The sequence below is a fragment of the Trinickia mobilis genome (assembly GCF_017315705.1).
Classification (GTDB): Bacteria; Pseudomonadota; Gammaproteobacteria; order Burkholderiales; family Burkholderiaceae; genus Trinickia_A; species Trinickia_A mobilis.
Genome location: NZ_JAFLRF010000004.1, coordinates 331,083 through 344,242 on the forward strand (window position 1 = coordinate 331,083; position 13,160 = coordinate 344,242).

11 protein-coding genes and 2 pseudogenes are annotated in these 13,160 nt (G+C 58.9%); 7 read left to right on the top strand and 6 right to left on the bottom strand.

What is annotated here, in order from left to right:
• Nucleotides 1-226: 226 nt before the first annotated feature.
• Nucleotides 227-1,312, bottom strand: a complete 1,086-nt coding sequence (locus J3489_RS08225; protein ID WP_206997270.1) for a TIGR03118 family protein — start codon at nt 1,310-1,312, stop codon at nt 227-229.
• A 132-nt stretch (nt 1,313-1,444) separates the two neighbouring features.
• A complete protein-coding gene (locus J3489_RS38775) occupies nt 1,445-1,546 on the bottom strand; it encodes a COG4315 family predicted lipoprotein (RefSeq protein WP_206997202.1) in 102 nt (33 codons plus the stop codon).
• A gap of 408 nt (nt 1,547-1,954) precedes the next feature.
• On the opposite strand from J3489_RS38775, the gene J3489_RS08235 reads away from it, so the two are divergent.
• Entirely contained in the window at nt 1,955-2,371 is a 417-nt protein-coding gene (locus J3489_RS08235; RefSeq protein WP_206997203.1) for a plastocyanin/azurin family copper-binding protein, read from the top strand.
• Between the two features lie 343 nt (nt 2,372-2,714).
• On the opposite strand, the gene J3489_RS08240 is transcribed toward J3489_RS08235, so the two are convergent.
• Nucleotides 2,715-2,933, bottom strand: coding sequence for a hypothetical protein (locus J3489_RS08240; protein WP_206997204.1), 219 nt, complete (start codon nt 2,931-2,933; stop codon nt 2,715-2,717).
• A gap of 514 nt (nt 2,934-3,447) precedes the next feature.
• Here J3489_RS08240 and J3489_RS38305 point away from each other — a divergent pair.
• The 3 genes and pseudogenes from J3489_RS38305 to J3489_RS08250 form a co-directional block, all read left to right on the top strand.
• Nucleotides 3,448-3,519 (top strand): annotated as a pseudogene (locus J3489_RS38305) (hypothetical protein); the annotation flags it as partial.
• On the top strand, nt 3,520-4,110 hold the full coding sequence (locus tag J3489_RS38545; protein WP_309491348.1) for an IclR family transcriptional regulator: 591 nt from the start codon (nt 3,520-3,522) through the stop codon (nt 4,108-4,110).
• Nucleotides 4,111-4,535: 425 nt separating this feature from the next.
• A complete protein-coding gene (locus tag J3489_RS08250; protein WP_206997205.1) occupies nt 4,536-5,465 on the top strand; it encodes a LysR family transcriptional regulator in 930 nt (309 codons plus the stop codon).
• A 231-nt stretch (nt 5,466-5,696) separates the two neighbouring features.
• Here the strand turns inward: J3489_RS08250 and J3489_RS08255 are convergent, their stop codons facing one another.
• From J3489_RS08255 to J3489_RS08265, 3 genes are all read right to left on the bottom strand, one after another.
• Nucleotides 5,697-7,415 (bottom strand): sensor domain-containing diguanylate cyclase, encoded by a 1,719-nt coding sequence (locus J3489_RS08255; protein ID WP_309491351.1) that lies wholly within the window; start codon nt 7,413-7,415, stop codon nt 5,697-5,699.
• Nucleotides 7,416-8,156: 741 nt separating this feature from the next.
• Nucleotides 8,157-9,137, bottom strand: a complete 981-nt coding sequence (locus J3489_RS08260) for an MBL fold metallo-hydrolase (RefSeq protein ID WP_206997207.1) — start codon at nt 9,135-9,137, stop codon at nt 8,157-8,159.
• A gap of 130 nt (nt 9,138-9,267) precedes the next feature.
• A complete protein-coding gene (locus tag J3489_RS08265; protein ID WP_206997208.1) occupies nt 9,268-10,062 on the bottom strand; it encodes a class II aldolase/adducin family protein in 795 nt (264 codons plus the stop codon).
• A gap of 153 nt (nt 10,063-10,215) precedes the next feature.
• On the opposite strand from J3489_RS08265, the pseudogene J3489_RS08270 reads away from it, so the two are divergent.
• The 3 genes and pseudogenes from J3489_RS08270 to J3489_RS08280 all read left to right on the top strand — a co-directional run.
• Nucleotides 10,216-10,335: pseudogene (locus tag J3489_RS08270) on the top strand (copper-binding protein); the annotation flags it as partial.
• Between the two features lie 331 nt (nt 10,336-10,666).
• Nucleotides 10,667-11,344 carry an alpha/beta hydrolase gene (locus J3489_RS08275; protein ID WP_206997209.1) on the top strand — a complete coding sequence of 226 codons (678 nt, stop codon included), beginning with the start codon at nt 10,667-10,669 and terminating at the stop codon, nt 11,342-11,344.
• 55 nt (nt 11,345-11,399) lie between these two features.
• Entirely contained in the window at nt 11,400-13,022 is a 1,623-nt protein-coding gene (locus J3489_RS08280; protein ID WP_206997210.1) for an ATP-binding protein, read from the top strand.
• Nucleotides 13,023-13,160: the final 138 nt, after the last annotated feature.

A 13,160-nucleotide genomic window follows, 5' to 3' on the forward strand; every position in this document is an offset into this window, starting at 1 on the left:
GTTATAGGATGGCGATCTCGCCGCGTCAATCTCCAGATATGGGGTCACGACAGGTGCGGTGCACTAAGGCACACGCCCCGTGGGGCGACAACACTCGGACGGAGCATCAAAATGCGAAGAGTCGGCTGTCGACGAATCGCGGCCGAATCTCATCGTGACCGGAAAGCGATGACGGCAATACCGCTCAATATCAATGTAGGAACATACGTTTTATCGGTATGTCTTCTCACATTTTTAAGTCGAGGCGCCCAAAGACACCATCCGCTTCCCGATTCGGGCCCGCCGCAAAGAACAACGTGTTGGTGGGCTGGTTGTCGAGTCCGTTGCCGAAGGCGATGCCCCAGAGCCCATCTTGCTTGAACGTCGTGTTATTCGAGAGCGTGATGCTCGTAATGAACGCACCGCTCGCCGGGTCGAACACATTGATCAGCCCGTCGCCGAAGTTACCCACCAGGATGTCCCCGCTAAGGTTGCCGAAGTTGCCCGGCGCCTGCGCGATCCCCCAGGGCGCATTCAAATGACCGCCCGATGCAAAATGCTGCAGCAGATTTCCGGCCGTGTCGTAGACGTCGACGAACCCCAACCCTGTGCCGGCGACGTCGTCGTGCTTCTCCGCATTCTGCATGGCGTAGGTCACGAACAGTTTTGACCCGATTGCCTGGATACCGAACGGCGCAAAACCCGTGGGCAACGACGGATCTTGAAATTTGCCGGGCAGCGCGACTTTCGAAAAGTTCGTGTCGAACACGTCTATCTTGTTGTTGTGGAAATCGGTCGCATAGAGAAAGTTCGCCCCCCCGTTGCTCGCCAGTGCGAGGCCCTTGTAGACTGCGCCGCCGCTGCCGTCGTCGTACGCAATGATCGCCACGGTCGGATTGACGGCGGGCGACCACGCGGTGATCGTGCCGCCCTCGCCGTCGAAGATGAATGCGGGAACGCCAGACTTGCCGCCCAGGCTGACGCTGAAGCTCTTGGTGCCGTTGAACACAATGCCGGTGGGATCCGCGGGTCCATTAATGCCCGTCGGAATGGTGACCACGAGCGATTGGGGCACACCGTTGCCGTCATACAGCGTCGCGACCGACGTGCCGTTGTCGGCGACCCAAAAGAAGCCCGCCGGGTTAAATGCAATGCCCCACGAATTCTGCAGGTTCGGATCAGTGTGCGCGGCGGGCACAGCGCCATCCGAAACCAGCACAGTCTCCGTGAACAATGTCGGAGTAAACGAGTTGCCGGAGCCGCCGCACGCGGCGATCGTCGCCAGCGCGACACCCCCTGCAATCAGACCCAATACCGTAACGACGGATTTCATCATGTCACCTCCTGCGCCCCCGCATGCCGGTCGCACGCAATAAACGATCGGCGCCGGCGCACTATTCCTTGGCGATGCGGGTTCCTTTTCAGAGACTGGGACGCGCGAATGTCGAAGGTCATACACGGCTACTTAAGGCTTGGCGATATGCCACACACCCTTGAAGCCGTCGCCGTTCATCTGACCGGGCTGTTTGTCCTTTGCGAAGCGATAGGCATCACCACGTGACTCCACGATACAAAGGCCGCAAGCGAGGCAATGCGCAGTGTCACCGAAGACCCCATCTCATCTCGGACTGCGGCAACTGATAAACGATTGGCGACGCGTTATATTCCGTGCGTACTGTGCCCTCGTCGCGGGGAATAAGCAGAGACGGCAGACGGCGACGTACTGGATGCATTTATGGATTGTCCGCGCGCATCATCCAGTTGGTCGCTGTGTAGATGTTTTCGTCTTCAGCGGCAAATAGCAGTTCGCCCCCCATGGCCTCGGAATAAGTCCCACGATCCACTCGTTTAGTCGGCATGGCATTCACGGCCAAAGCTGCCCGCGCAGCGCTGCTGCTCGCGTATGCATGGAAGCAAGCACTATTGCGCGATAAGTCGATGGCAGCAAGTGACCAGTTCAACGAGAGGTGCAGCCATGGGTCCCGTCCATCACATGACGATTTTCCTCAGCGCGGCTATGCTCGGTGTCTCTTCGGGTTACAGCAATGCGCAGCAGCTCCTGAAAGCGACGCTTTTGTCGAACGCGATTCACCTGGACACCAGCCAAGTAAAAGCGGGGACCGTGACGTTCGATGTCCATAACGCCGCGGAGAACAACTTGGTCCACGAACTCGTCGTGTTAAAGACACCCGTCGCCGATGACGCACTTCCGGTACGCAAGGGCCAGGTGCCTGAACGGAAGTTTCAAAAGATGGGCGAAGTCGAGGATGTTGCTCCCGGCAAGAGCCGGCGCCTGACGATCAAGCTCTTTCCTGGTCACTACGTGCTCGTTTGCAACAAGCCAGGACACTATTCGATGGGCATGCATACCTCGCTTACTGTCACACCGTGATTGGTGCCAGCGAGTTGACAGGCTTGGGCACAGGCATCAGCCAATGCGCAGTATGTCGCGATGAGAAAAAGGGCCGCTTATGCGGTAGTGCTGATCAGTTAAGCGCCGAACTGCATTTTTGTTTGTGCTGGAAGCGGTTAAAAACGGTGCGCCGGGATGTTGGCTTGCAACGCCTCTGTGAGCGGCAGAAGTCCCTGCCTAATGTAGAACGACCCGACCGCACAAGCGCCCGGGTCGTCAAATCCCACCCCTTAGGTTACGCCATCCGGTCCTTAGAAAGGACCTTGACTAAACGGCATTACTGTCGAAGCAGGGTTCCGATGTTTCACGCCGAGGCCGTGTCTTACTGCGAAGCAGAAGCACCGATGGGGGCGTTTTGGGGCGCCTTCTTGTGCGCCATGTGGTGACTCACTTTATGCATGTGCTTCATCGTCTTGTGGGCAGGGGCCGGAGTCGTGGCGGTTGTGGTCGGAGCCGTGGCGGTCGCGGCCGGTGCGGAAGCCTGGGCGAACGCAACAGTGGCAAACAGCGATGCAATCAGGGCGGCAGCAAGCTTTTTCAAGTCATTCTCCAGGGAAGGGGTGGCGAGGCGACGAACCTTGGCGTCGTCCAACGTTATAACGCATCGGGCTCGGTTTCGTTGACGTCAGTAAGGTTGGTTATTTTGAGAATTGGTCACACACTCTTCACAAGAACGTGCAACTGCAACTGTAATCGACGCGCTGTATCGACTTTGCGCTAATTCTGCGGCTGGGCCGAAACCATGGGGACGTACCGCCTAGCGACGCGCTTGACCGGACGCCGACACTAGACTTCGTAGTCTGGAATGTCGCTGTTGTCGGGCGTAGCGGCCGTTCGCATCCACGGGATCATCGGGTAATGTTCGGGTTGCAGCACAACCTTGACACCGCGGTCCCGGGTACCGGACTCAGAAAAACAAAATGTCGTAACCGAACCGGGACGCGGCACTGGCGATATGGCGCCCCATGAGTTCGCGCGCAGCAGCGGCATTCCTGTCCGCGAACGCCTGCACGAGGGTCTCATGAAAAACAGCGTCAGCGAGGAGCCTTGCCGAAATCGCAAAAGTTGTCGACCTGCCACGCTCCACGGTCCAGCGGATCGTCTCCGCCCTCGGACAGGAAAACCTTGTGCAGGCCGATCGAAGCGACGGTGTGCGTCTCGGGCCTGCGCTACTACGACTGGTCGGCCGTGTTCATACCAACGTGGTCTCCATCGTGAGACCGCATCTGGAGCAGCTCTCCGCAGATGTCGGTGAAACAGCGGTCCTCGCGCGAATGAGCGGCCGCAAACTGGCTTTCATTCACGTCGTAGTGGCTGAACACGTACTCCGGGTAATGCCAGGAGTGGGCGGGGACCTTCCGCTTCACAGCACGAGCGGCGGCCGCGCACTCTTAGCGCTACACACCGATCAGCAAGTCAAGGCAATTCTCGGAGACAACTACAAGCAGGCCACGCCAAGTACCGTACATTCCGCAACGGGGCTCCTGCGCACGCTGGCACGCATTCGCACGCAGGGTTTCGCGTGGGAGTCGGAAGAGTCGATCGAAGGCGTTTCCTCACTCGCCATTGCAATTGATACCGTCCTCGGGCGGTACGCCATCTGCGTTGTCGCACCGACGGCGCGCGCAATTTCAAGGCGAGACCTTTACGCCGAACGGGCATTGCGTTTGAAGGAAATATTGAAGGCCGAGATTGGGCGCAGCTCAACCGAAGCGTGAGCGCACAGTTCACTCACGAAGTCCAGCAAGCCAGAAGATCGCCGACGAGGAACGGCGCTGACAGTCGTGCTGGACACGGGCATGCCGCCGGAGATCAGGAATCTTTCCACCGTTGTGCTGCCTATTCGCGACGGATCGGATGCCACTGTTTTGCACGAGCTTGCGGCAAGCCTGCTCTCGCGCGCGGTGCAGAGCTACCCGTCGATCGCAAGCGATTCGAGCGCGTCGATCATCGCTCTCGGTCTTGCGGACCCCCAAAGGATCTCCCCAGCGGGAATTCCAGCATGGCGACTCATATGTCGACGTGCTATGGTTTTCAACCATTTTCGTCGCTTACGTCCGCGTTGGACTACTAGATCGCGCCCGTTTCCATATGCAGGGCGCAAAGCGCTCGTAACGAATGCAACAAAAGCCAGAGATATTCTATGGATATCTATTTGAGTATAGAAGCCTTCGTGCGTGTTGCCGAATCCGGCAATTTCGGGGTCGCCGCGCACCAACTCGGCGTTGCAAAGTCCGTCATCAGTACTCGCGTGCAACAACTTGAAGAGCATTTAGGTGTCCCCCTCTTTCACCGCTCAAGTAGGGCGGTGAAGTTGTCGGAGATCGGTGTTTCATACTACGCCAAGTGCCATGATCTGATAGATCGCATGCAGTCCCTCTCTCAACGATCAAAGGACATTACCGCGGCCTTAACTGGCACCTTGCGAATCGCAGCCTTGAACGGCTTCGCGTTGCAGCATTTGCCTGCTGTAATCGAAACATTCAGAAAGGGGCATCCGCATGTCGAATTCGACGTCGTTGCGAACGATCAGATAGTGGATCCTGTGCAGGAAGGCTTTGACGTCGTACTTCAGATATTTCCGCCTGCCTCCGAATCGCTGATCGAGCGTCGACTGTTTCGGATGCGGGGCGTGTTCGTCGCTGCTCCGCAGTATCTTAACGATAGATCGCCTATTTCGACTCCGGATGATCTCTGCCTCCACGATTTCGCGTGTTACCGCTACTATCCTTGGCGGAACCGATGGACGTTAACCAAAAGCTCGCAGCACAGCGAGGTCACGTTGGTACCCGCGCTTCGCTCCAACAGCATCCATCTGGTGCAGGAGTTTGCACGTAGATCATTGGGAATTGCCTATGTACCGACGATGGTCGCTTGCAATGATCTTTTAGAAGGGAGACTCATTCGTGTTCTTCCCGATTATCAGACGGAAACTCCGTATTTTTCGGCGGTGTATCCAACTTCACATCGTGCGACAGCGAAGGTGAAGTTGTTCATAGATCTGCTTTTGTCTACATTCTCGATGGAACCGGAATGGGATCGAGTTCTTGGACTGACGGGAGATATCGCCTGAACTTTGTAGGCGGTCATCCAGTAATCGGCTAACGATGGTTTCCATACTACAACTAGCTACAACGCGCCGGGTTTTGAAACTTCGTAACGCGCGTCATGACGTTGCCCGCCTGTGTCTACCACCGTCTTCATCGCCACAACGGCGAGATAGTCTGCCCGCGTTGGGCCGGATCGCGAGACGGTGCCCGACGAATTTGCTGCTTCACCAGCCGCGCCAAATGCTAGGGCGCGGTCATTCGTGATGGACCTCGATCCTGTTGCGCCCGCGTTCCTTCGCGAGATAGAGCGCCTTGTCGCAGCGCGAGAGAGCCTGATCGACGTCGACATCCCTTGCCCGCATGCTGTCGATGCCGACACTGACGGTCAGCGCGATGCGCTCGTCGGCGTGAATCAGCGGTGTTTCGTCGGCGCGCCGCTGCACACGTCGCGCAAAGGCGATCGCTGCTTCAGTGCCCGTGTCAGGCAGCACGACCGCAAATTCTTCGCCGCCGATCCTCCCTACAACGTCGCCTGCGCGTGCTTCCAGGCGCAGCACTCCGGCGAAGTGGCTGAGCGCGCGGTCGCCGAGCGCGTGCCCCCAGCGGTCGTTGAGCGTCTTGAAATGATCCAGGTCGAGCATCAGCATGGCGGCAACGCCACTATCGCCGCACCGGATCCGGGCAAGTTCCGCTTCGCTTTGCATCATGAAGTGGCGGCGATTCGGAAGCTGGGTCAGGTGGTCGGAGGTTGCGAGTTCGTGCAGCTCCCCCTCGATACGCTTGCGTTCCGTGACGTCCGTAATGAAACCGTGCCACAGCGTGCTGCCGTCCGGCATGCGTTGCGGCCGGGCGTCGCCCTGTCGCCAGCGCAGGCCTTGACGCGGCAGCTTTACCCGGTATTCGAGGTGCCATGGCGTCAGGTGCGCCGCCGATTCCTGCAGCGACCGTCGATAAATGCCGATGTCGCGGGGATCGATCAGCGCCTCAATCGGGTCGGCGCTCCGAGCGACTTCGTCCTGGCTCACCTCGTAAACGTCCCGAATGCCTTCGCTCACGTAGGGGAAGGCGCCACTTCCCTCGCTCGTTTGACGATATTGAAAGACGAGGCCGGGCACTTCGTTGGTCAGGTTGGTGATGAGATCGTTTGTCTGCTGCAACTGCAAGGTCAGCTCGCGCAAGGCCGTGATGTCCGTAGTCGTGCCGACCATGCGCAGCGCCCGGCCGTCGCTGTCGCGGCTGACCACTTTGCCGCGGCTGCGGATCCACTTGTACGTGTCATCCTTGCAACGGATGCGGTGCTCGACCGCGTAGCCGTCCGTCCGGCTCTCGAAATGCGCTTGCATCGTTGCCTTGACGTACTCGAGGTCGTCCGGATGCAAACGAAGGTAGGCGTCTTCGATCCGGTTGCTGAGTTCATGCGGCCCGTAGCCGATTATTGCCTTCCACGCCGGGGAATATCGAATTTCGCCCGTGACGACATCGCGGTCCCAGACACCTGTTCCGCTTCCCGTCAGCGCGAGTGTCACCAGGTAGTTTTCGGCCTCCAGCTCGGACACGCGCCTTCGCAATGCCATCTCTGTCTGCGCCCGGGCAAGCGCGTGCGAGGCCAGCGCCGCCAGTTCGCGCAAATGCATGCGCTGTCCGTGGTCGAGCGTGCGAGACTCGACATCGAGCAGGTACAGCGCCCCCAGATGGCGCCCGTCGTTGCCGGTCAGCGCACACGCGGCGAGAAAGCGCGGCCATCTTGCCGTGACGCCGTGCTCCGCAATGGAAAACCGCGAATGGTCGCGTGTGTCGGGGATGACGACCACCGTCTCGAGTGCCCGCCCGGCGTTGATGCGCGGAGCAAACAGGTCCGGCGGAAGCGCATGGGGCCACTCCCCGTCGGAGGCCAGCAAACGCTGCCCGTCCGCGTCGGATATCGTGATCAGCGCGGCAAAGACACCGAAATGGGCTCGCGTCAAACGGGCCACTCCCTCGCATTCGGGACTGACCGACAGTGGCGGCCCGTCGCCCGCGAAAAAACCAGCTGACGCAACAGGATCGTCTTCGAAATCGATTTTCAACATACGACACTGCCACTTTGGATGATTGGAAACAATCGCCGACTTCGACTCTATATCGGCGCAAGAGGCGATTTCTTTAGGGCAGGCGTTCAGATCAAAGCCCCCCCCAACAGCCGCGCTTGCCCGACTGCGGTCCAACGCAATCGGCCGGAGCCCGTACCGCGCGAGCCGATTAGTCCGTCGGCCCATGGGGGCCACTCAGACAAGGTTTATGACCGTCCGCTACGGAGTCGGCAAGAGACGCTAAATGGTGATGCGTTGCCTCACTGCTCGTTGGCCCCGAACCTCACGCTGTACCTCGAGTATTCCCCCCATAGCGAATGTTTGTAGACCGATTGTGCAGGACTCCAGCGATTTTATGGGGCGCAAATTATTGGGCAGGCCTGGTGGCAACGCTGTCCTTTCCGCAGGCGTTTGACAGCGCTTAGCTCGAGCTCTAATTCCTGGCCGACCACGTGCTGCATTTCGCGCGGTTTCGACAGGGAGGACACAGTGACGGCCGTCTTCTAGAGCGGAGTATTTAGCGCGATGGCGACGATCTTCGCGGCGGCCTGCGCAAGCGCCTTCGTGTCGGCATTGCTTTCGTCGATCCTCGAGCGAATTGCGGTTGCCCTGGTGCTCAACGCCTCTGCTACGCAGTTGCCATGGTCACTCCCTGTCCATAAACGATTCAGGTACCCATGCATACGCGTCACCGTCTGGGCGAATATGTCCGATGCCCGGATAAGGCAAATGCGGGGCGGCGACGAGGACTTGTGAGCGAGAGAATTCGGCGAAGGCAGACCTGCGACTCGCCACGGCGCCGGCGGGATCCACGTCAAACGCGACGGTGAATTCGGGTTCGGCGAATTGCAGTGCGGCGATGTGAACGATATCGCCAACGAACACGATGGTTTGCCCTTCGCTGGTTAGTGCGTAGAAAGCCGAGCCGGGCGTGTGTCCCGGGTGGAGCGAAGCAGTCACCCCGGGGACAATCTCGGTGGTCTTGTCAAAAGGGCGGAGTTGGCCCGAGTCCGCATAGGGTTTAACCGTTTGTACTGCTTCCTCGAATGTACGCGGAAGTGCGTCTGGCCGATATGTGGATGTGGCGGCCTGTACCGGGTCGAGAAAGAAATCGACGTCCGGCTTGCCGACATGGACAAGTGCATTTGGGAACATTCGCTCGCCTGCCATCGTGAGACCGCCGGCATGGTCAACATGAATGTGAGTGATCAAGATGTCGGTGATGTCTTGAGGTTCAAGGCCTGCCCGGTCGAGACGCGTGAACAGTTTGCCGCCGACATTAATTTTGCGGAACAATTCGCCGGCACCCGTGTCGACAAGAATCTTTCGGTCATCCAGCTCAATCAGGAAAACGTTAATCGACGTCTCGATCTCCCCGCAAAGAAATGCCTTGGCCAACAGCTTCTCCATTGTCGCGGCATCTTTGCCGGAGATAAGTGCGGGCGCATCCAGAGGGATAGTGCCGTCAGATATGACAGTAATCTTTGCGGCTCCAATTTGCTGACTATATAGCGGTGCGACTTGCGGCAATCTGCCGAGGCGTGAAAAGGAAGGGCGGGATGTAGTAATTTTCCCGCCAACTGACGACTCCGCGAGCTCAGAACTACAGGAGCAGAATTGTTGCATGGTACCCATCCTCTAAATATGTGATGTCAGCCGCAGCCGCAATTTTGTGATTGCACGTGTTCACGACATGCTTGTCATACCCCGCCGCCGGCTTGTCGGTAGCCCCATAGCCGCGCAAGTCCGGCGCAACTCAGTCCCGGTAGGACGGGTCCAGCCGGTCGAGCTTGCGCAGCAATGACGGCCATTCGCGCTGGTTTGGGTTCGTCAGGTCGCCGGCCCATTGCGCGGCCGTCAGTTCGATGACCGCGTGATCCGGCATGGTCAGGGGCTGGCCCGTGGACAGCGCCAGCAACTGCGAGTGCGCGGCTTTTTCGAGGAAGAACATTTCCACGAATGCCTGGCCGACCGTGCGCCCCACCGTCAGCGTGCCGTGGTTGCGCAGGATCAGGGCCGCATGCGTGCCGAGGTCGGCGATCAGTTCATCGCGCTCCTTGGTCGAAAGTGCAATGCCCTGGTAGTCGTGGTAGCCCACGCGGCCGTGAAAGCGCATGGCGTGCTGCGACAGCGGCAGCAAACCCGTCTGCAGCATCGACAGCGCCATGCCCGCGTCAGTGTGCAGATGCATGATGCTGCCCGCATCTTCGCGCGCGGAGTGGATGCCGCCGTGAATCACGAAGCCCGCGGCATTCGGGCGATGCACGCTGGCGCCGATCACGTTGCCTTCGAGGTCGATCTTGACCAGGCTCGAAGCCGTGATTTCATCGAAGGCCAGGCCTAGGGGGTTCACCAGGAAGTAATGGTCCGGCCCCGGCACGCGCGCCGAGATATGCGTATAGATCAGGTCATCCCAGCCGTACAACGCGCACAGCCGATAGGCTGCGGCAAGGTCGACCCGAACTTGCCGCTCGGCCTCGGTCATCGCATCGCTGTCCGCGCGCTGGCCGGCCGGCAATTCAAACGAGGTGTAGGTAATGTCTGAGTTCATGACTGGTTCTCTAATAAGTGATCCGGTAGACGCCAAAAGCGTGGCAAAGATCTCTCGGTTCGGAATCAGTCTATTGACCGGCCGCCGTGCAAGTAAGCCGGCTCACAGAAAAGGATTTTTGATCGTGCTGCATGTAATCGGCTTGAAGACGGGGCGTTCAAGGCAAAGGATGCGGCGGTGGTCAAGCAGGTTCACGAAGGCGACAAGGTCAAGGTTCGTGTCGAAAAGGTCAATGGGACGCTAACCATCGTGAAGCTGGAAAAGCAGTCTTGATGCGGTGCTGATGCTGTGCTTGCAGGCTTACCGTGCACGGTGAGCCTGCAGTCCGGCTGGCATCGATAGAGGCCAGCGCTTCGTAAAGGCAGAAAACGCTGTGATGTTGGCCGCATTCGATGTGTGCTTCTGATTGTCACGGCTCGTGAATCGAAACACACTGGTTCTGATATATTACATATCAGAATATGAAGCATCTTCTTACAAGAGCGTCCAATTTCGGAAAGGAATCGCCATGAGCAAGGCATTGGACGGCCTGAACAGCTTGTAGTCGGCCGGTGGCAGGAAGGTTTATTACTCTGCGAGTCGCAACTTCGTCCCAGGTTCCGCAATGTTCGATCCTTCGCTGTTTGGCCGTCTTTCGTTCACCCCCGCTGAGCCGGCAAAAGACCCATTGCCCCCAGGCCGCAACCGTCTGGGCATCGCTGACGAGCGCGACTCGGTGCTGTTCGTGCCGACCGGGCTCGGCACACTTGGGCCGGTACCGCTTTTCGTGATGTTCCATGGCGCGGGCGGCTTTCCGGAGAAGGTTCTGCCTTTCATCGAAGAACACGCTGAGCGCGACAAGTTCCTGATCCTCGCGCCGCATTCGATGTATCCGACCTGGGACATCGTGGTTGGCGGCAGCGGCCCAGACCTCGATCGGCTGCATCGTGCGCTCATCGAGGTCACTTCCCGCTACCGGATCGATCGCGACCGCCTGGCATTTGCCGGGTTCTCGGACGGCGCGAGTTATGCGCTGTCGATCGGCATTACGAACGGCGACATCGCGAGCCACGTGATCGCATTTTCCGGCGGCTTCATGTCGATCTTCACGCAGGAAGGCGCGCCGAAGGTGTTCATTGCGCACGGCTTAAACGACGAACGACTGCCTATCGAAACCAGCGGCCGCGCGAACGCAACAAAGCTGAAGGCGGCCGGCTACGACGTGCAATACATCGAATTCAACGGTTTGCATGCGATCCAGCCGGTCATCGTAGGCATGGCAATCCAATTCTTCCTCAAATAGCGTGCAGGTCGTTGTCGGCCGGGTTGCCGGACGACCATCAGACGGGAGTGTGTTGATGGACTTTGAAATACCGGAATCACTGGTTCACCCCCTGCTCGCGATGATCGAATCCGAATCACCGCTCGCAAGACAACTGAATGAGCACGGTTTGTGTCACGGCAAAATGCTGGTGTCGAGCAAGCTGTTCGATTCCAAGTCGCTGAATACGCTGTATTCGCTGAGCAAGGCGAATAATGAGCGCGCGCTGATGTTCCAGATGCTTGCGCTCGACAACATCTACAACGCACCGCAGGCACGCACGATTCCGTCGCTGGATCAGCTTGTGCCGGGCCTCGTCGCGTATCTGTCGCGCGAGGCGATCGATGGCTGGCTGTACCGCCGCGCCAAGGATGGCACGCTGCTGCCGTGGCTCGTGCATCGGCTGCGTTACGTCGAGCCCGATCAGGGCATGCCGTACGTCGTCGTCGACATGCTGGCGAATACGATGCAGTCAGCCAATTCAGAGCTGACCGACCATCACATGCGCCGCTCGGGCATGACGACGTCGCTCGTGATCAACCGTCATGACATTGTCAACCGCACGATCCCGGAACTGCTGGCCGAGTTCGGGTTTTACAAGGAGTGCGCGGAATTCAAGCGCGAATACGAGCAGCACGCGCAGCGCTTCCTTAAGTTTCAGCCGCGCTTTGGCGCGCAGTTCGTCGTCAGGCAGGCGGCTTTCACCGTCGATGCGAAGGGCGTCGCCGAGTTGATGCGGATCGTCGACGGCGCGAGCGCGAAGTGCGTCAACGACGAAGAGACGCTGGAACGCCGCTTCGAAATGATGAGCGACGCCGATTTCTGGCGCGGGGCGGGCGTGACGGCGGGTTTCGAAAAGATTCCGCTGCATTGCTACGTGTGCCTGTTTCATCTGGAGTGGCACCGGAACGTCTGGGTGCACGTACAGCACATGACCGAGTATCGATACCAGCCCGAACTGCGCGACAAGCTGGTCCTCCCCAATCATCATCGCGATCTGATCGACATCCTCACGTCGAAAATGAACGTGTTCGTGCAGGACTTCGTGCCGGGCAAGTCGGGCGGCACGACGATCCTGTGCCAGGGGGCGCCCGGGCTCGGCAAAACGCTGACCGCCGAGGTCTATTCGGAAGTTGTCGGCAAGCCGCTGTACCGCGTGCATTCGGGGCAGCTCGGGACGACGGCGGCGTCGGTCGGCGCGATGCTGTCCGGCATTCTGCTGCGCGCGGTGCGTTGGGACGCGATCCTGCTGCTGGACGAGGCCGACGTCTACATCCGTCGTCGAGGTAACGATCTCGAGCACAACGCGATCGTCGCGGAATTCCTGCGCACGCTCGAGTATTTCAATGGCCTACTGTTCATGACGACCAATCGCATCGACGATGTCGACGACGCGATCCTGTCGCGCTGCATTGCAAAGGTCCAGTACGAAACGCCGCCCAAGCCGGACGCGTTCCGGCTGTGGAAGCTGCTGGCGGAGCAGTTCGGCGCGGACCTCACCGATGATCTGATCGAAGCACTGACGAGCGCGTATCCGAAAGCGAGTGGACGCGACATCAAGGAACTCCTGAAACTTACCGCCCGCTATTGCCGCGCGAAACAGATTCCGCTTTCTGAGGACGCGTTTAGGTTGTGTGCGTTGTTTCGCGGGCATGCGTGAGGGGTGGTGCGGAAATGGACGCGCGAGCCATACGGCTATCCATAACTAAAACCCTATGGTATACAAAAAAATGTTTAACTATCGTGAATGTATATCCGGTCCTATGCTTGGCTCGTACAGTTAGCAGTTGGGAGTCGG

Bases quoted from the DNA above. Each gene is read 5' to 3' on its own strand.
- J3489_RS08250 (WP_206997205.1), top strand. From the start codon at position 4,536: ATGGATATCTATTTGAGTATAGAAGCCTTCGTGCGTGTTGCCGAATCC.
- J3489_RS08275 (WP_206997209.1), top strand. From the start codon at position 10,667: ATGTTCGATCCTTCGCTGTTTGGCCGTCTTTCGTTCACCCCCGCTGAG.
- J3489_RS08265 (WP_206997208.1), bottom strand. From the start codon at position 10,062: ATGAACTCAGACATTACCTACACCTCGTTTGAATTGCCGGCCGGCCAG.
- J3489_RS08260 (WP_206997207.1), bottom strand. From the start codon at position 9,137: ATGCAACAATTCTGCTCCTGTAGTTCTGAGCTCGCGGAGTCGTCAGTT.
- J3489_RS08235 (WP_206997203.1), top strand. From the start codon at position 1,955: ATGGGTCCCGTCCATCACATGACGATTTTCCTCAGCGCGGCTATGCTC.
- J3489_RS08225 (WP_206997270.1), bottom strand. From the start codon at position 1,312: ATGAAATCCGTCGTTACGGTATTGGGTCTGATTGCAGGGGGTGTCGCG.
- J3489_RS08280 (WP_206997210.1), top strand. From the start codon at position 11,400: ATGGACTTTGAAATACCGGAATCACTGGTTCACCCCCTGCTCGCGATG.